The sequence below is a fragment of the Pseudomonas sp. FYR_5 genome (assembly GCF_043106315.1).
Classification (GTDB): Bacteria; Pseudomonadota; Gammaproteobacteria; order Pseudomonadales; family Pseudomonadaceae; genus Aquipseudomonas; species Aquipseudomonas putida_Y.
Window position 1 is genome coordinate 35319 of sequence record NZ_JBICMK010000090.1, and the last position, 16727, is coordinate 52045.

Annotated in this window: 13 protein-coding genes; 6 read left to right on the forward strand and 7 right to left on the reverse strand. The window is 63.3% G+C overall.

Annotated elements, in window-relative coordinates; translation table 11 throughout:
• Window positions 1–18: 18 nt before the first annotated feature.
• The gene (locus ACF8RA_RS17050) at window positions 19–1074 is read right to left on the reverse strand and encodes an ATP-NAD kinase family protein (RefSeq protein ID WP_176684380.1); all 1056 of its coding nucleotides are present in this window, start codon (window positions 1072–1074) and stop codon (window positions 19–21) included.
• A 283-nt stretch (window positions 1075–1357) separates the two neighbouring features.
• On the opposite strand from ACF8RA_RS17050, the gene ACF8RA_RS17055 reads away from it, so the two are divergent.
• Window positions 1358–3211, forward strand: coding sequence for a sigma-54-dependent Fis family transcriptional regulator (locus ACF8RA_RS17055; protein WP_392460583.1), 1854 nt, complete (start codon window positions 1358–1360; stop codon window positions 3209–3211).
• A 193-nt stretch (window positions 3212–3404) separates the two neighbouring features.
• Here the strand turns inward: ACF8RA_RS17055 and accC are convergent, their stop codons facing one another.
• From accC to ACF8RA_RS17085, 6 genes are all read right to left on the reverse strand, one after another.
• Window positions 3405–4760 carry an acetyl-CoA carboxylase biotin carboxylase subunit gene (gene accC, locus ACF8RA_RS17060; RefSeq protein ID WP_003255333.1) on the reverse strand — a complete coding sequence of 452 codons (1356 nt, stop codon included), beginning with the start codon at window positions 4758–4760 and terminating at the stop codon, window positions 3405–3407.
• 17 nt (window positions 4761–4777) lie between these two features.
• On the reverse strand, window positions 4778–5239 hold the full coding sequence (gene accB, locus ACF8RA_RS17065) for an acetyl-CoA carboxylase biotin carboxyl carrier protein (protein ID WP_176684382.1): 462 nt from the start codon (window positions 5237–5239) through the stop codon (window positions 4778–4780).
• Between the two features lie 100 nt (window positions 5240–5339).
• Window positions 5340–5795 (reverse strand): type II 3-dehydroquinate dehydratase, encoded by a 456-nt coding sequence (gene aroQ / locus ACF8RA_RS17070; protein WP_003255330.1) that lies wholly within the window; start codon window positions 5793–5795, stop codon window positions 5340–5342.
• Between the two features lie 179 nt (window positions 5796–5974).
• Window positions 5975–7747 carry a protein-disulfide reductase DsbD gene (locus tag ACF8RA_RS17075; RefSeq protein WP_392460584.1) on the reverse strand — a complete coding sequence of 591 codons (1773 nt, stop codon included), beginning with the start codon at window positions 7745–7747 and terminating at the stop codon, window positions 5975–5977.
• 188 nt (window positions 7748–7935) lie between these two features.
• Window positions 7936–9897, reverse strand: coding sequence for a methyl-accepting chemotaxis protein (locus ACF8RA_RS17080; RefSeq protein WP_176684384.1), 1962 nt, complete (start codon window positions 9895–9897; stop codon window positions 7936–7938).
• A gap of 244 nt (window positions 9898–10141) precedes the next feature.
• Window positions 10142–11497, reverse strand: a complete 1356-nt coding sequence (locus ACF8RA_RS17085; RefSeq protein ID WP_176684385.1) for a diguanylate cyclase — start codon at window positions 11495–11497, stop codon at window positions 10142–10144.
• A 248-nt stretch (window positions 11498–11745) separates the two neighbouring features.
• Here ACF8RA_RS17085 and ACF8RA_RS17090 point away from each other — a divergent pair, with 248 nt between their 5' ends.
• The 5 genes from ACF8RA_RS17090 (at window position 11746) to ACF8RA_RS17110 (ending at window position 16650) form a co-directional block, all read left to right on the forward strand.
• Window positions 11746–12813, forward strand: coding sequence for a DUF2333 family protein (locus ACF8RA_RS17090; protein ID WP_176684386.1), 1068 nt, complete (start codon window positions 11746–11748; stop codon window positions 12811–12813).
• Between the two features lie 2 nt (window positions 12814–12815).
• Window positions 12816–13349: an NUDIX hydrolase gene (locus tag ACF8RA_RS17095; protein ID WP_392460585.1), complete on the forward strand. Its 534-nt coding sequence runs from the start codon at window positions 12816–12818 to the stop codon at window positions 13347–13349.
• Between the two features lie 239 nt (window positions 13350–13588).
• A complete protein-coding gene (locus ACF8RA_RS17100) occupies window positions 13589–13960 on the forward strand; it encodes a translation initiation factor Sui1 (protein ID WP_176684388.1) in 372 nt (123 codons plus the stop codon).
• Window positions 13961–14110: 150 nt separating this feature from the next.
• On the forward strand, window positions 14111–16024 hold the full coding sequence (gene speA, locus ACF8RA_RS17105; protein ID WP_176684389.1) for an arginine decarboxylase: 1914 nt from the start codon (window positions 14111–14113) through the stop codon (window positions 16022–16024).
• 170 nt (window positions 16025–16194) lie between these two features.
• Window positions 16195–16650, forward strand: a complete 456-nt coding sequence (locus tag ACF8RA_RS17110; protein WP_392460586.1) for a transposase — start codon at window positions 16195–16197, stop codon at window positions 16648–16650.
• The last annotated feature ends 77 nt before the right edge of the window (window positions 16651–16727 follow it).

A 16727-nucleotide genomic window follows, 5' to 3' on the forward strand; every position in this document is an offset into this window, starting at 1 on the left:
TTGTTCTCCGGGGTTGTCTCAACACGGGTTTGCAGGGTGCAGGCGGTGGCCGCGCGGGACGGCCAGCAAGTGGTGGCGGGCGGCATGCGCCAGTACGGCCTCGACGTCCACGCTGAGTGGGCCTTGGTGGTCGAGGGTGATGGTGGGCGTGTCATGCTCGGCAAATTCGATTTCGCGTTCGCCGTCCAGGGCCAGGGTGCCGCTGGCCAGGCTCAGGCGATGGGCGACGCCGGGCGTCAGCGCACCGCAGGCAGAGATGCCGCAGGCTTGCAGCAGGCCGGGCGCCAACGGCGCCAACAACGCCTGTTCGGCGCCGGGGGCCAGGCGAACCCAGGCGCCGTGCGGGTCTTGGCGTGACACGGGGCACCACAGGCCGCACAGGGCCGACAGGCCGATGGCGTGGGGTTCGGCGAAGCAGGCGAAGACTTCGCAGAGATCCTCGCTGCGGCTGAGCGCACGGGCACCGATGAAGCGCTGCGGCGACACGGCCACCTCGACCAAGGCCCATTCGGCCAGCTGTTGTTCTGGCACGTTCACCAGTAAGCGTTTATTGCGGCGCAAGCCGATGCTTGCCGGTACCCGGCCGCTGGCAAGCAGGCCACCGGCCAGGCCCGCGCTGGTGGCTTCACGAAGTTCGGGGAAGGCGTTGTTGGTGCCGGTGGACAGGGTCAGCAGCGGCACGTCAGCGGCCTCGGCGGCGACCGCCTTGTGGGTGCCATCCCCGCCCAGTACGGCGATCATCGCCACGCCGCGCTCGACCATGCGCCGAGTAGCCAGGCGGGTATCGGCCACGGTCTGGGTCAGTGGCAGGTCGAGTATCTCGATGGCCGGCCAATGCTGGTCACGGGCCCCCGGGCCTTGGCTGGCCTTGAGCACCGCGGCAGCGATGCCGGTCATGTCGCTGGGCAGCAACACCTGGCCAATGCCGGTGGCACCGAAAGCGGCCAGCAGGCGCTGGATGGCCGAGGCCTTGTCGGTGCTCGAATAGAGCCCGGCATTGGCGGTCAGGCGGCGCAGGTCGCGGCCAGAGGCAGGGTTGGCAATGATCCCGACAATCGGGGCGGGTAGCGGCATGGCGCACCTCGTGTTTTTGTTTGCAAGGGCAGGAGCAAGCGGGGTGCCAGCTTTCTTCGCGATGGCTGAAGTGGCCGGGCTAGAGGGCTCTGGTCGTGATCGGTCAGGGCTTCACGGGTGTGGCGGCGAGACGCCGGGTGCCAGCGCCAGGCCTGCGTTGCCGAGACGCTGAGACGCTGCGTCTCAAGCCGGCCGGTAATCACACAGTGCTTGTCGGGGCATGCCCAGAGGCGCTTAATGGCCGGACAACGATAAAAACAGCAACGAGAACCGGAGGGCCTGAATGCTTGCCGCGAACTCCCGAGCCCATGTGGACTGCGTCAGCAGGGTGTTGAAGAATGCCGACCGCCTGCCGCAGGCGCCGGTACCACCGCTGATCCTCGATTCATGGCGCCGCTCCATGGATGTGTACCGTCTCGACCCCGGTTCCCAGCAGGGGCCGCGTATCCTTTCCCAAAGCCTGCTCAATGAATGCCGCGAACGCGCCGAGCTGTTCCTGCGTATCGCCAGCGATGCCGTGGCCCGTTTGCACGAGCGGGTACGCGGCGCTGACTACTGTGTGTTGCTGACCGATGCCCAAGGGCGCACCATCGATTACCGGGTCGAGTCGGCCATCCGCAACGACTGTCGCAAGGCCGGGCTGTATCTGGGGACCTGCTGGTCGGAGGGTGAGGAGGGCACATGCGGTGTGGCGGCAGTGCTCACCAGCAAGGCCCCGGTCACGGTGCACAAGCGCGATCACTTTCGCGCCGCCTTCATTGGCCTGACCTGCACGGCGGCGCCGGTGTTCGACCCGTTGGGTGAGTTGCTGGGCGTGGTCGATGTGTCGGCCTTGCAGTCGCCGGACGATCGGCGCAGCCAGCACCTGATCCGCCAACTGGTCGAGCAGACGGCCCGCGAGATCGAAAACGCCTTCTTCATGCACAGCGCCCAAGGCCACTGGGTGATGCGCGCCCATGGCACGCCCGGCTATGTGGAGAGCCAGCCCGACTATCTGCTTGCCTGGGATGCCGATGGCCGCTTGCAGGCGATCAACAGCCTGGCGCGGCAACGGTTGGTGGAGCGCCTGGGGCGTTTGCCCGAGCACATTGGCGAACTGTTCGACATCGACCAGCTGCGCCGGGTGAGCGCGTCGTCCGCCCAGCGCCTGCCCGGTCTGGGCGGTTTGTATGGCCGGGTCAGCGCACCGCAGCAACGCCAGCGTGCGCAGCCTGTACGCCAGGCCCAGGACACCCGTATCGAGCAGCACCTGCGGCTGGCCACTCGGGTCAAGGATTGCAACCTGGCGGTGCTGGTGCTGGGTGAGACCGGGGCCGGCAAGGAGGTATTCGCCCGCCAACTGCACCAGCAAAGCCAGCGCTGTGATGGCCCGTTCGTTACCCTGAACTGCGCGGCCATTCCGGAAACCCTGATCGAGAGCGAGTTGTTCGGCTATGTGGCCGGGGCCTTCACCGGGGCTTCCAGCAAAGGCATGCAAGGGCTGTTGCAGCAGGCCGGTGGCGGCACGCTGTTCCTCGACGAGATCGGGGACATGCCGCTGAACCTGCAGACCCGCCTGCTGCGGGTGCTGGCGGAGGGGGAGGTGGCGCCGCTGGGTGCGGCACGGCGGGAGCGGGTGGATATTCAGGTGATCTGTGCGACCCATCGCGATCTGGCGGCGATGGTTGAGGACGGGCGATTTCGTGAGGACTTGTACTTCCGCCTGGCCAATGCCCGCTTCGAGCTACCACCTTTGCGTGAGCGTGATGACCGGTTGGGGCTGATTCATCAGTTGCTGGCCGAAGAGGCTGCAGCTTGCGGGGTGGAGGTGGTGTTGGCGGATGACGCGCTGCAGGCGCTGCTGGTTTATCGCTGGCCGGGCAATTTGCGCCAGCTGCGGCAGGTGTTGCGGTATGCCTGTGCGGTGAGTGAGGGCGGGCAGGTGCGGCTGCAGGATCTGCCGCAGGAGGTGCGTGGTGAAGCGGTTGGCTCGGCCGAAAGCGGGGTGTCGTGCCCGGCCCGGCAGCTGCTGCTGGACGCGCTGATCCGCCATCGCTGGAAGCCGGCTGATGCGGCGCGCGCTTTGGGTATTTCGCGGGCGACGCTTTATCGGCGAGTGCATGAGCATCGTATCGACATGCCGCGGATGAAGGGGTAGAGCCCTGGGGGCGCGCTGCGCCCCTTTCGCGACGCAAGGCCGCTCCTACAAAGACGGCGTCAGTCCTGAGGCATGCGCGGAATCTGTGGGAGCGGCCTTGTGTCGCGATAGGGCCGCGACGCGGCCCCAGATTCTGGCAGGCAATAAAAAACCCCGGCACAGGGCCGGGGTTCTGGTACATCACACTACACGATCACTCCTGGTTGGCCAGTTTGTGCTCGAGGTAGTGAATGTTGACGCCGCCTTTGCAGAAGCCTTCATCACGCACCAGGTCGCGGTGCAGCGGGATGTTGGTCTTGATGCCGTCGACGACGATCTCGTCCAGGGCATTGCGCATGCGCGCCATGGCTTCGTCGCGGTCCTTGCCGTAGGTGATCAGCTTGCCGATCAGCGAGTCGTAGTTCGGCGGAACCGAATAACCGCTGTACAGGTGCGAATCGACGCGTACGCCATTGCCGCCTGGGGCGTGGAAGTGCTTCACCTTGCCTGGGCTCGGGATGAACTTCTTCGGGTCTTCGGCGTTGATCCGGCACTCCAGCGAGTGGCCACGGATCACCACGTCTTCCTGGCGGAACGACAGTTTGTTGCCAGCGGCGATGCTCAGCATCTCCTTGACGATGTCGATGCCAGTGACCATCTCCGATACCGGGTGCTCAACCTGCACGCGGGTGTTCATCTCGATGAAGTAGAAGCGGCCGTTTTCGTACAGGAACTCGAAAGTACCGGCACCACGGTAGCCGATCTCGATGCACGCATCGACGCAGCGCTTGAACACTTCCTGACGGGCTTTCTCATCGATGCCCGGGGCTGGTGCTTCTTCCAGTACCTTCTGGTGACGGCGCTGCAGCGAGCAGTCGCGGTCGCCCAGGTGAATGGCGTTGCCCTGGCCGTCGGACAGTACCTGTACTTCCACGTGGCGTGGGTTGGTCAGGAACTTCTCCAGGTAAACCATCGGGTTACCGAAGGCTGCACCGGCTTCGGTACGGGTGAGCTTGGCCGAGGAAATCAGGTCCTCTTCCTTGTGCACCACGCGCATGCCGCGACCACCACCGCCACCGGCGGCCTTGATGATCACCGGGTAGCCGACGTCACGGGCAATCGCCAGGGCAACTTCTTCGTCTTCTGGCAGTGGGCCATCGGAGCCCGGTACGGTCGGTACGCCCGACTTGATCATCGCGTCCTTGGCCGAAACCTTGTCGCCCATCAGGCGAATGGTATCGGCTTTCGGGCCGATGAAGGCGAAACCGGATTTTTCCACCTGTTCGGCAAAGTCGGCGTTTTCCGCCAGGAAGCCGTAACCCGGGTGAATCGCAGTGGCGCCAGTCACTTCGGCGGCAGCGATGATTGCCGGGATATGCAGGTAGGAATCCTTGGACGATGCAGGGCCGATGCAGACCGACTCGTCTGCCAGGCCCAGGTGCATCAGTTCACGGTCAGCAGTGGAGTGCACGGCGACGGTCTTGATACCCAGCTCTTTGCAGGCACGCAGGATCCGCAGGGCAATTTCCCCGCGGTTGGCGATCAGGACTTTTTCGAGCTTCCCAGACATCGTTGGCTCTCCGCGATTCAAACGACGGTGAACAGCGGCTGGTCGAACTCAACCGGCTGGCCGTCTTCTACCAGGATGGCGTCGATGACACCGCCAATATCGGCTTCGATGTGGTTCATCATCTTCATGGCTTCGACGATGCACAGGGTGTCGCCTTTCTTCACGGACTGGCCAACTTCAGCGAAGTTAGGCGAGGTCGGCGAAGGCTTGCGGTAGAAGGTACCTACCATTGGCGAACGGATCACGGTGCCTTTCAGGGCTGGGGCAGCAGCAGCAGCTTCGGCGGCTGGGGCAGCAGCAGCGACCGGAGCAGCGGCAGGGGCGGCAGCCATAGGCGCCGGTGCGTAGAACTGCTGGGCAGCTGGAGTCTTGCTGTGACGGCTGATACGGACCGACTCTTCGCCTTCCTTGATCTCCAGTTCGTCGATGCCAGACTCTTCCAGCAGCTCGATCAGTTTCTTGACTTTACGGATATCCATTAATCATCAACTCCCAAAGGTTCGGTCAGGGGGCGAAATACAAAAAAACGTATCTGAAACGTTTCTCTCGAACCCCGGCCCACTTAGGCCAGGGTTTTCATCATTTGGGCTGTGCGTTGGCAGCCAGTTGTTCCAGCGCGGACTCCAGGGCCAGGCGATAACCGCTGGCGCCCAGACCGCAGATAACCCCTACGGCAACATCGGAAAAGTAGGAGTGGTGACGGAACGGTTCGCGTTTGTGCACGTTGGACAGGTGCACTTCGATGAATGGGATGCTCACCGCAAGCAATGCGTCACGTAATGCAACGCTTGTGTGAGTGAAAGCAGCCGGATTGATCAGGATGAAGTCCACACCCTCGTTGCGTGCGGCGTGAATGCGATCGATCAGTTCGTATTCGGCATTGCTCTGCAGGTACTGCAGATGGTGGCCTGCGGCGCGGGCACGTTGCTCCAGGTCCTGGTTGATCTGAGCCAGGGTCACGGCGCCGTAGTGGCCCGGCTCGCGAGTGCCGAGCAGGTTGAGGTTGGGGCCGTGGAGCACCAGTAGCGTTGCCATCTGCGGATTCCTTGGATTTGTAGGGCAATTCGACACAGCGCGCCGAGTGTGCCGTAAAGCGACGGCAAGTGTCCAGTTCCCGGCAATAGGCAGCACGATGTCCGAGGTTCGCGCGAAGTATGTGACCGGATGATTAAATCCGGTCATTCATTTCAGGATTTTTCCGGGCTCGCGGGAAGTTATAGACCGACTTTGTCGCGCACGCGTGCCAGAACGTGCGCAAATTCACCTGCATTTATCTCGCCAATCACCCGATCAGCGGTAATTTCGCTGCCGTTCCCAGAAAAAAACAGCAGGGCGGGTGGGCCGAACAGCTGGTAGCGGTCGAGCAGTTTGCGTTGCTGGGCATTACTTTCGGTTAGGTCGAAACGCAGCAATTTGAAGCCGGACAGCTGTGTTTGCACCTGTGGTGCATTGAGCACCTCATGCTCGATCACTTTGCAACTGATGCACCAGTCGGCGTACCAGTCCAGCAGCACTGGCTGGCCGGCAGCCTTGGCCTGCGCCAGGGCTGCGTCCAACGCATCAGGGGTAGTGATGGTCTGCCAGGCATCGGCTTTTGCTGCTGGCAGGCCGCCGCTGGCGGTCAGTGACGCAACCGGCAGCGGGCGCAGCGGGTCGCCCTGGCCAGTGAGGGCGCCGTACCAGCAAGCCAGCGCGTACACCAGCAAGGCCAGACCGAGCAGTTGCGCCAGGCGCTGGGGTGCCGTCTTGACGACGAATTCAAGGGCGCCGAGGAACAGTGCCACACCCGCGGCGAGGAAACCGACCAACAGCAAGGTCACAGGGCCTGGCAGTACACGGCTGAGCAAGCCGATGGCCAGCCCCAGCAGCAGTACGCCGATGGCGTTTTTCACGGTGTTCATCCACGGGCCGCTTTTGGGCAGCCAGGCCGCGCCCCCGGTGGCCACCAGCAGCAACGGCGCACCCATGCCCAAACCCAGGGCGAACAGCTTGAGCGCGCCACCCAGGGCATCGCCACTGGCACTGATATAGAGCAAGGCACCGGCCAAGGGCGCCGATACACACGGAGAAACCAGCAAGCTGGAGAGCACTCCGAGCACTGCTGCGCCCAGCAGCGAGCCGCCCCGGGTGTGATTGGCGACGTTGTTCAGGCGGTTACTCAGGGCCTGGGGCAGCTTCAGCTCGAAGAGGCCGAACATGGCCAGGGCGAACACCACGAAGAACAGCGCGAAGGGAACCAGCACCCAGGCCGACTGCAGGCGCGCCTGCAGGTTCAGGCTTGCACCGAACAGGCCCATCAGTGCGCCGAGTACCGCGAAGCTGGCCGCCATTGGCAGCACGTAGGCCAGCGACAGCGCCAGGCCGCGCACGCCGCCAACCTGGCCGCGCAGCACCACACCGGAGAGGATCGGCAACATCGGCAGGACACAGGGGGTGAAGGTCAGGCCGACCCCGGCGAGGAAGAACAGCAGCAGCGACTTCCAGTTCCAGCCGTGCTCGCGGGTGGCCGGCGCGTTTGCAGCGCCTTCGCCATCAATACTCAGGCGTGCGGTTTCCGGTGGGTAGCACAAGCCCTTGTCGGCGCAACCCTGGTAGCCCACCAGCAGGGTGAAGGCGCGTGGGTCTTTGCGCGGCAACTCGATATCGAGCACGCCGTGGTACACCTCGACGTCGCCGAAAAATTCATCGTGCTTGGGCTCACCCTTGGGGATGTTCGGCGTGCCCAGGGTGATATCGGCCGGTTCCGTGTGGAACTGGAAGCGGTGGCGGTAGAGGTAGTAGCCATCGGTGGCGACGAAGCGCAGCTTGATGGTTTGCGCATCGGCCTGGACCAGGTTGAGCTTGAAGGCCTCGTGTACCGGCAGGAAGTCGGCGTTGTTGGCCAGCGAAGCGGCGCCGAGGGTGGCGCTGGGGCGGTTGTCGAGCAGGCCTGCGGCGAAGGCAGGGCTGGCCAGCAGCAGGAACAGCATGAAAAACAGGCGGCGCATGGCGGACTCGCGAGGTGGAACGTGCCCGGCATGATAACGGATGCGCAGGAATAATTGGCCCGAAACAAACGTAGGAGCGGGTTTACCCGCGAAGCGCCGCGCGGGCGGCGCTCGATCTCCCAGGCGCAGCACATGTCCCGTCGAACACCACCCAACTGCTACACCTGTCGTGGCGACCACCCGCTGACTCAGACCCTGAACGCTCGCACCGCCCGGTTCAGCTCACCGCCCAGGCTCAGCAACTGTTCGCCTTGCTCACGCCCCTCGCCAATGCGCTGCAGGTTGTCTTCACCCAGTTCGTGAATCCGCTCGCTGTGATCACGAATCTCGCTGACCGCGCCACTCTGCTGCGCCGTGACATCGGCAATCCGCACCGCTGTATCGGAAATGGTACGAATGGCACAGACAATCTCATCCAGTGCCCCATCCGCCGCCTGGGCTTGGTTGGCCGTGGCCTCGGCGTGTTCCAGTTGCGCGCGCATCCCCGCCACCGAACTCCTGGCGGCCTGCTGCAAGCGGTCGATCAATGCCTGTATCTCGCCGGTAGCCCCCGTGGTGCGCTGAGCCAGCGAGCGCACCTCATCGGCAACCACGGCAAAGCCACGGCCCATTTCGCCGGCGCGGGCCGCTTCGATCGCGGCGTTCAGTGCCAGCAGGTTGGTCTGCTCGGCAATCGAGCGGATCACCGTCAGCACCCCGCCAATGGTTGCCGATTCTTCCGCCAGTTGCTCGATCATGCGGGCGTTGCCTTGCACTTCATCGACCAGTTCACGCAAGCCCGACAGGCTCTGGCCGATTACCGCCTGGCCTTGTTCCACCGCACGCCCGGCATCGCGGCTGGCCTCGGCGGCTGCGCTGGCATCACCAGCCACTTGTTGAATGGTTGCTTCCAGCTCGCCCAAGGCATCGCGGATCTGCCCGGTATCGCCGGCCTGTCGCTCGGCGCCGCCGTGCAGCGCAGCGCTCATGCCGGCCAGGGCATGGCTGCTGCCGGCCACCTGCTCGGCGTTATGGCGGATGGTGCCGACCAGCTCCACCAGGTACTGACGCAGGCGGTTGAGCGACTCCTGGATGTCGTGCAGTTCGCGGTTGGTCTTGCCCAGGGCGATGGCTTGGGCGAAATCGCCCTCGGCCCAGCGTGACAGGGCCGGGGCCAGTCCGGTCAGGGTACGGGCCAGGCGCCGTTGCAGCGTATCGATCAATAGGGCGATCAGCAGGATAAGGCCGATCATCAGGCCTTGGATGATGCGCACCTCGGCAGCGATTTTCGCATGCTGGCCGCGTACTTCGGGTTCCAGCGCGGCGATGGCCTGTTGTACGGCTTCCAGGCGCTGGCCGGTGGTGGCGGCCAGCTCGGCGCGGCGCTCGATCTGTTCGCGGGTGCGTTGCAGTTCGGCCGGGTAGCGGTTGAGCAGGCTTTGCAATTCACGCTTGAGGCCCACGGCAATGTCTTCCTGCTGGGCGCTGCTCTGGGATTCCAGGCCCATCATCGCAGCGAAGTCGTCGGCTCCGGATTCGGCCGCGCGGGTTACGCCGAGCAGTGGCAGGCCGTCGACCGTCTGGGCCTGGGCGCGGATCAGTTGCAGTTCGCGCTCCACCTCGTCGGCCAGCTCTGGGCGGCCGCTGCTGACCAGCTTGTCGCGAGCCAATGACAGCCGCCCCAGATGCAGGGTGGCGTCGAGCAAGGGCTGCAAGTAGCGATTGGCCTCGGCGTTGCCACTGTCGCGGGCGTAGCTGGCCATCTGCTCGAAGTTCGCCCCCAGCTCCCGCTCGGCTTGCAGCAGCAGGGCTTGTGGGTCGCCGGCCAGCTTGCCGGCGGCCAGCAGTTCATTGGCGGTGAAGGCCTGCAGGCTATCCAGGCTGGGGCGTAACTTCTCGGCCAGCTCTACCGGCCAGTCCGTCAGTGCGGCCTGCAACTGCTGGGTCGCCTCCATGGCGGCGGCCTGGCGCAGGGCATCGCCGCTGCCCAGGTAGGCCTGGATATTGCGCGCCGCCTGGTTCTGGAACTGCTGGGACAGGCCCAGATAGCGCTCCATCAGCTGGTAGGGGCGCTCGAGGGCGCGCTGCGACCACCACAGGGTGGCGCCCAAGGCGATACACACGGTTACCAGCAACAGGGTGTTGAAATTGGTCAGCCACTTCAGGCGCATAGCCGCGAACTTCCTGCGCAGGGGAGAGGTAGGCGCCTGAAGTTATTGCGATTTTGTGACGGGGTGATGACGCCAGGGGCTTGGCGTCAGAAAAAAAGTGGCACAGTGCCTCTATTGGTGTGGCCTGCACTGGCCTCTTCGCGGGCTTGCCCGCTCCCACAGGTTTACCTCCAGATTTGAGGTGTGTGAAATGCCTGGGGAAGCGGGCGAGTCTGTGAAGAAGCCGGCACAGTGAGTGCGAATTTCAGGGCTCTACACGAACGACGCAATTGCGCCCCGCATGCTTGGCCCGGTACAGCGCCTCGTCCGCTGCGCTGGCCATGGTCAGTGCATCCAGCCCCTCATCCAGTTGCACCACGCCGGCGCTGAAGGTGCACTGCAAGTCTCGTGGCTGCGCCGGGTAGAGAATTTCGGCAAAGCGCCGGCGAATTTCGTCCAGCACTTTGTGTGCGGCGTCCAGCGCGGTATTGGGCATGACGATGGCGAATTCCTCGCCACCGTAGCGGCCAATGAAATCGGTCTTGCGCAAGCGCTGCTTGAGGAATAGAGCAAGGCTCTTGATCACTCGGTCGCCCATGGGGTGGCCATGGCGGTCGTTGATCTTCTTGAAGTGGTCGATGTCGAGCATGGCAAAGCTCAACGGCTGCTGCTCACGGCGGGCGCGGAAGCTGCAGTCTTCCAGCAACTGCAGGATATGAGTGTGGTTGTACAGCCCGGTGAGGCTGTCGCGAACCATGCGCGCCTTCAAATGGCGGGCGCGGGCGGCGCGGTTGCGCACGGTAGTGATCAGGTGGCGTGAGCGAAACGGCTTGGTCAAAAAGTCATCACCGCCTTCGCTCATGGCATCCAGTTGCTTGTCCAGGTCGTCCTCGGCAGACAGGTAGATGATCGGCACACTCACATACCGGTCACTGTGGCGGATTACCTTGGCCAGCTCCGGGCCGGTGCAGGCCGGCATGTACAGGTCGAGGATGATCAGGTCGGGCTGGAAGTCGGCAAGCTCGGCCATGGTGCGGATCGGGTCGGTCAGGCTGCGGGTGAGCATGCCGGCGCCGGCCAGTACACGCTCGGTGTACATGGCCTGGGTGCGCGAATCGTCGATGATCAGCACGCGCAACGGGTCGTGCGGGGCGGTGTTGGTCAGCAGTTCGACCTTTTCCAGCAAGCTGGAGGCTTCCAGGCTGCCGGTGAGAAAATCCTGACCGCCGGCGCGTACTGCGGCAAGGCGGGTAGGGGTGTCGGCTTCGTGATGGCTGAAGAACAGCAACGGAATGGAGCGTGCCAGGCCCTGCTGCACCTGAGCGGCCAGCAGCAAGCCCAGCCCGGCGCCGGTGAAGTCGACATCCATGATGATGGCCGACGGCGGGTACTCGCTGATCGAGGCGAGAAACGCTGCGGCGCTCGGCAACGCTTGCACCACCAGACCAAAGAATTCCAGTTGCTGGGCCAGGCGCTGGGCGCGCTCGTGGTCCTGCAGCAGGATGTACACCGGTTTGCGCACGGGCAGATGCAACTGGTCGAGCGGATCGTCCTTGCGCAGGCCGTTACGCGTCAGCTGTTGGACGGGGCACTGCGGGCTCGGCTCGACTGCTTGGCTCATGTCCTGGCTACTTATAGGTTGGGATGTGCAGGGGCAATGATGGCTCTATGCTAGCAGCTCTTTTCAAGTGCGTGAGTGCCCTGCGTCAACAAAGCGGGCAGAACGAATATTCAGTTGCTGACTGAATGGTCGCTTATGCGTACGGTGGTGTCTGCTTTATAGTGCTGGCATTCGGGCTTACCGTGGCACCCTAGCGCAGGCCTGTGGTCAAAGCCCCTGAACCGTCGTGACTGATTAAGGACAAAGCCATGCTGGACTGGAAAAACCGAGAGGCCAAAGCCGAGCCCCGTGAGCGTGTCGACGGGCGTGGCGCTGCCGCCCGTAGCTACCTTGGCGGCCTTTGGAGCCGTGCCCTGGGGACCCTGATCGGGTTGTACCTGCTGGTGTGTATCGGCCTGGGCTGGTACTGGAGCCAGGAGCCTGCTCTGTTCCCGGTGCAGCAAAACGCCCAGGCCGCAGCCGAACGTGCTGGCCAGCAGATGGTGGTGGGCTATACCACCGTCGAAACCCTCAAGACCGTGGCCAACACTTTGTTGAACAAGCCGGGCGGCTACATTTCCAACGACCGCTTCCCGCCAGGGCTGTGGATGGACAACATGCCAAGTTGGGAATATGGCGTGCTGGTCCAGGTCCGCGACCTGTCCCGTGCTCTGCGCAAAGACTTCGCCCGTTCGCAGTCGCAGTCCACCGAAGACGCCGACCTGGCCAAGGCCGAGCCACGCTTCAACTTCGACAACAAGAGCTGGATCCTGCCGTCGAGCGAGTCGGAGTTCGAAGAAGGCATCAAGTCGCTGACCCGTTACCAGACCCGTCTGGCTGCTGGCGACAAGGGCGCGATCTTCTATACCCGCGCCGACAACCTGAACAACTGGCTGGGTGACGTGGCCACCCGTCTGGGCTCGCTGTCGCAGCGCCTGTCGGCAAGCGTTGGGCGGGTCAAGCTCAACAGCACGTTGAAGACCGAGTCGGTCGTTGCCGGTCAGGCGCCGCAGGTGGACGAGGAGCTGGTAGAAACCCCATGGCTGCAGATTGACAACGTGTTCTACGAAGCCCGTGGCCAAGCCTGGGCGCTGTCGCACCTGCTGCGTGCCATCGAGGTTGACTTCGCCGACGTGCTGGCGAAGAAGAATGCCACCGTCAGCGTGCGCCAGATCATTCGTGAGCTGGAGGCCTCACAAGAGGCGCTGTGGAGCCCGATGGTGCTCAACGGCAGTGGCTTCGGCATGTGGGCCAACCACTCGTTGGTCATGGCCAATTACATTTCCCGGGCCAACGCTGCGGTAATCGACCTGCGTCAGTTGTTGTCGCAGGGTTGATGATGGCTATCAGCCCCGCCGAGGCCGCCCATCGGGCGGCTTCCGACCGCGAGCTGGTCACCTGGGTGGACGAGACCGACCAGGTACTGGGCGCCTTGCCCCGTGCCGAGCTGCGCGAGCGTGGCCTGATCGGGCGCTGCACGTTCATTCTGCTGTTCAACAGTGCCGGTGAATTGTGTGTACACCGGCGTACGCTGAGCAAGGCGCTGTACCCAGGGTATTGGGATGTGGCGGCGGGCGGCATGGTCACGGCTGGGGAGGCGTATGCCGAATCGGCAGCGCGCGAGCTGGCCGAAGAGCTGGGCATCGAAGGCGCTGAGTTGCGCTTCCACGAGCGGTTCTACTTTGGCCAGCCGGATAACCGCTTGTGGTGTGCAGTATATTCGGCGGTGTCGGATGCGCCGTTGCGGTTGCAGCCGGAAGAGGTGATCGAGGCGCGCTTCATCGGTCTGGAACAGGCTGAGCAGGAAAGCCTGAGCAAGCCTTATTGCCCGGACTCGTTGGCGGCGTTGCAGCGCTACAAGGCCACTGTGTAGCCTCGGGTTTACCCGCGAAATACCGGCCCAGACACCCGTTTCGCAGGGCAAGGGCTTTGCCCTTGTTCGCGGGTAAACCCGCTCCTACACAACAGGCGTATTTATCGTTACACTGCGCGCCCTTTTCGGGCTGCCGCAATTCTTGCAGCAGTAGCGCCGCCCCTGCCAGAGTGGGGCTTCGCGGTCGGCCTCAACCCCAAGGCACGACCAGTTTTTGTCCTCAGCACCGAGGAACAAAAGTGGCCAAGAAAGCTTCTTCCTTTTCCGCCCTTGGCGGTCTCGTGTACTCCACCGACGCCGGTCGGCACTGCCCCGACTGTGGCCAGCCGGTGGATGCCTGCATCTGCAAGCAGCAAACCATCCCCGAAGGCGACGGCATTGCCCGCGTGCGCCGCGAAAGCAAAGGCCGTGGTGGCAAGACCGTGACCACCGTCACCGGCGTGCCGCTACCGCCTGACCAGCTCAAAGAACTGGCGACCACGCTCAAGCGCCGCTGCGGTACCGGCGGCGCGCTGAAGGACGGGGTTATCGAGATCCAGGGCGACCATGTCGAGCTGTTGATCGGCGAGCTGACCAAACAGGGTTTCAAGGCGAAAAAGTCCGGCGGCTGAAGCCACCGCGCGATTTTTTGCCCAGCGCTTTCTAAACTCGTTCCCGTGGTCAGAGTCTATGCCTGAGCACGGATGAATCGTCATTTTCAGCTTTTACACTCGCCCCGCTGCCTGCGGGCAGTGTCTTCGACTTATCTATAGGGGACTTGAATGTCCGTACGACGCACACGCAAAGACGATGGTAGCCAATGGACCGTGGCTGATAGCCGCAGTGTTTATGGCATCCGCCATTGGGGCGCTGGCTATTTCGCCATCAATGACGCCGGGCGCGTCGAAGTACGCCCCAACGGCCCTGACAGTGCTCCGATTGACCTGTTCAAGCAGGTCGACGAACTGCGCCAGAGCGGCTTGTCGCTGCCCTTGCTGGTGCGCTTCCCTGACATTCTGCAGGACCGTGTGCGCCAGCTGACCGGCGCCTTCGACGCCAACATCGCGCGCCTGGAATACCAGAGCCAGTACACCGCGTTGTACCCGATCAAGGTCAACCAGCAGGAAGCGGTGGTGGAGAACATCATCGCCACGCAGAACGTTTCCATTGGCCTGGAAGCCGGCTCCAAACCCGAGTTGCTGGCAGTGCTGGCGCTGGCGCCGAAGGGCGGCACCATCGTCTGCAACGGCTACAAGGACCGTGAGTTCATTCGCCTGGCGCTGATGGGCCAGAAGCTCGGCCACAACGTGTTCATCGTCATCGAGAAAGAGTCGGAAGTAGCCTTGGTGATCGAAGAAGCCGCCGAGCTCAAGGTGAAACCGCAGGTTGGCCTGCGTGTTCGCCTGTCGTCGCTGGCCTCGAGCAAGTGGGCCGACACCGGTGGCGAGAAGTCCAAGTTCGGTTTGTCCGCCGCCCAATTGCTCTCGGTGGTGCAGCGCTTCCGCGATGCCGGTCTGGACCAGGGCATCCGCCTGCTGCACTTCCACATGGGTTCGCAGATCGCCAACCTGGCCGACTACCAGCACGGCTTCAAAGAGGCCATCCGTTATTACGGCGAACTGCGTGCGCTGGGCCTGCCGGTCGATCACATCGACGTGGGTGGCGGCCTGGGTGTGGACTACGACGGCACCCACTCGCGCAATGCCAGCTCGATCAACTACGACATGGACGACTACGCCGGCGTGGTGGTGGGCATGCTCAAGGAGTTCTGCGACGCGCAGGGCCTGCCACACCCGCACATCTTCTCCGAGAGTGGCCGTTCGCTGACCGCGCACCACGCCATGCTGGTGATCCAGGTCACCGATGTCGAGAAGCACAACGACGACGTACCCACCATCGAGAACAAGGAAGCCCTGCCCGAGACCGTGCAGTGGCTGGCCGATCTGCTTGGCCCGACCGACATCGAGATGGTCACCGAGACCTACTGGCGTGCCACCCACTACATGGGTGATGTGGCCGCGCAGTACGCCGACGGCAAGATCAGCCTGGGCGAGAAAGCCTTGGCCGAGCAGTGCTATTTTGCCGTGTGCCGCCGCCTGCACAACTCGCTGAAAGCCCGCCAGCGCTCGCACCGCCAGGTGCTGGACGAGCTGAACGACAAGCTGGCCGACAAGTACATCTGCAACTTCTCGGTGTTCCAGAGCCTGCCAGACACCTGGGCCATCGGCCAGGTACTGCCGATCATCCCGCTGCACCGCCTGGACGAAGAGCCGATGCGGCGTGCGGTATTGCAGGACCTGACTTGCGACTCCGACGGCAAGATCAACCAGTACGTTGACGAGCAAAGTATCGAAACCAGCATGCCGGTGCATGCGGTGAAGGAGGGCGAGGATTACCTGCTGGGCGTGTTCCTGGTGGGTGCCTATCAGGAAATCCTGGGTGACATGCACAACCTGTTCGGTGACACCGACTCGGTGAACATCTACCAGAATGCCGACGGCAGCGTGTACCACGCCGGTATCGAAACCCACGACACCATCGAAGACATGCTGCGCTACGTGCACCTGTCGCCGGAGGAGTTGATGACGCATTACCGCGACAAGGTTGCCAGCGCCAAGATCACTGCGCGCGAGCGGACCCAGTATCTGGATGCCTTGCGCCTGGGCTTGACCCGGTCTTCGTACCTGTCGTCGTAATTGACGGGGCCGCCCCGCAAAAACTGCACGGATTGCTTGTTTTTGTGGGCGCGGCCTCGTGTCGCGATATGAGGGCGAAGCCCTCACCGTGTCATACCCGGTAATGGTCCTGTCCTCGCCCGTCGCATTCGCGGCGCTAACTTTGAATGCACAATTCAAAGGAGAAAGACATGGAACGTCCAGGCTCCCATCGTTTACGTAATGGCCCGGTGTCCGAATCCGGGCGCCTCTACCTGTTGACCACAACTACCCGCAGCCGAACGCCGTTGTTCAAAGACTTCCGATTCGCCAGGACCGTGATCCAGCAGTTGCGGTTCAGCGATGAGCGCAAGGCTTGTCGATCGCTGGCATGGGTGTTGATGCCGGATCACCTTCACTGGCTTATCGAGCTGGGTCCAGTGAGCCTGGGTAGGCTAATGTGCGAATTCAAATCCAGAAGCAGCTGTGCCTTGTACAAGGCCGGTGCTGAAAGACGGCATATCTGGCAAACCAGCTTTCATGACCGGGCTTTGCGTCGCGAGGAGGATGTGCGAGCGGTGGCCCGCTACATCATCGCCAACCCCATTCGGGCCGGCCTGGTGCGGCGGGCTGGCGAGTATCCCCATTGGGACTGTGTATGGCTGTGAGCATGTGAGGGCTTCGCCCTCATTTCGCGACACAAGGCCGCTCCCACAGCGATCGCGAAAGCAGGCCGACCCGCTAT

Excerpts from the sequence above, each read along its gene's own strand:
- ACF8RA_RS17085 (WP_176684385.1), bottom strand. The coding sequence starts at position 11,497 with ATGAGCCAAGCAGTCGAGCCGAGCCCGCAGTGCCCCGTCCAACAGCTG.
- ACF8RA_RS17095 (WP_392460585.1), top strand. The coding sequence starts at position 12,816 with ATGGCTATCAGCCCCGCCGAGGCCGCCCATCGGGCGGCTTCCGACCGC.
- speA (WP_176684389.1), top strand. The coding sequence starts at position 14,111 with ATGTCCGTACGACGCACACGCAAAGACGATGGTAGCCAATGGACCGTG.
- ACF8RA_RS17080 (WP_176684384.1), bottom strand. The coding sequence starts at position 9,897 with ATGCGCCTGAAGTGGCTGACCAATTTCAACACCCTGTTGCTGGTAACC.
- ACF8RA_RS17050 (WP_176684380.1), bottom strand. The coding sequence starts at position 1,074 with ATGCCGCTACCCGCCCCGATTGTCGGGATCATTGCCAACCCTGCCTCT.
- ACF8RA_RS17110 (WP_392460586.1), top strand. The coding sequence starts at position 16,195 with ATGGAACGTCCAGGCTCCCATCGTTTACGTAATGGCCCGGTGTCCGAA.
- aroQ (WP_003255330.1), bottom strand. The coding sequence starts at position 5,795 with ATGGCAACGCTACTGGTGCTCCACGGCCCCAACCTCAACCTGCTCGGC.
- ACF8RA_RS17055 (WP_392460583.1), top strand. The coding sequence starts at position 1,358 with ATGCTTGCCGCGAACTCCCGAGCCCATGTGGACTGCGTCAGCAGGGTG.
- ACF8RA_RS17090 (WP_176684386.1), top strand. The coding sequence starts at position 11,746 with ATGCTGGACTGGAAAAACCGAGAGGCCAAAGCCGAGCCCCGTGAGCGT.
- accB (WP_176684382.1), bottom strand. The coding sequence starts at position 5,239 with ATGGATATCCGTAAAGTCAAGAAACTGATCGAGCTGCTGGAAGAGTCT.
- accC (WP_003255333.1), bottom strand. The coding sequence starts at position 4,760 with ATGTCTGGGAAGCTCGAAAAAGTCCTGATCGCCAACCGCGGGGAAATT.
- ACF8RA_RS17075 (WP_392460584.1), bottom strand. The coding sequence starts at position 7,747 with ATGCGCCGCCTGTTTTTCATGCTGTTCCTGCTGCTGGCCAGCCCTGCC.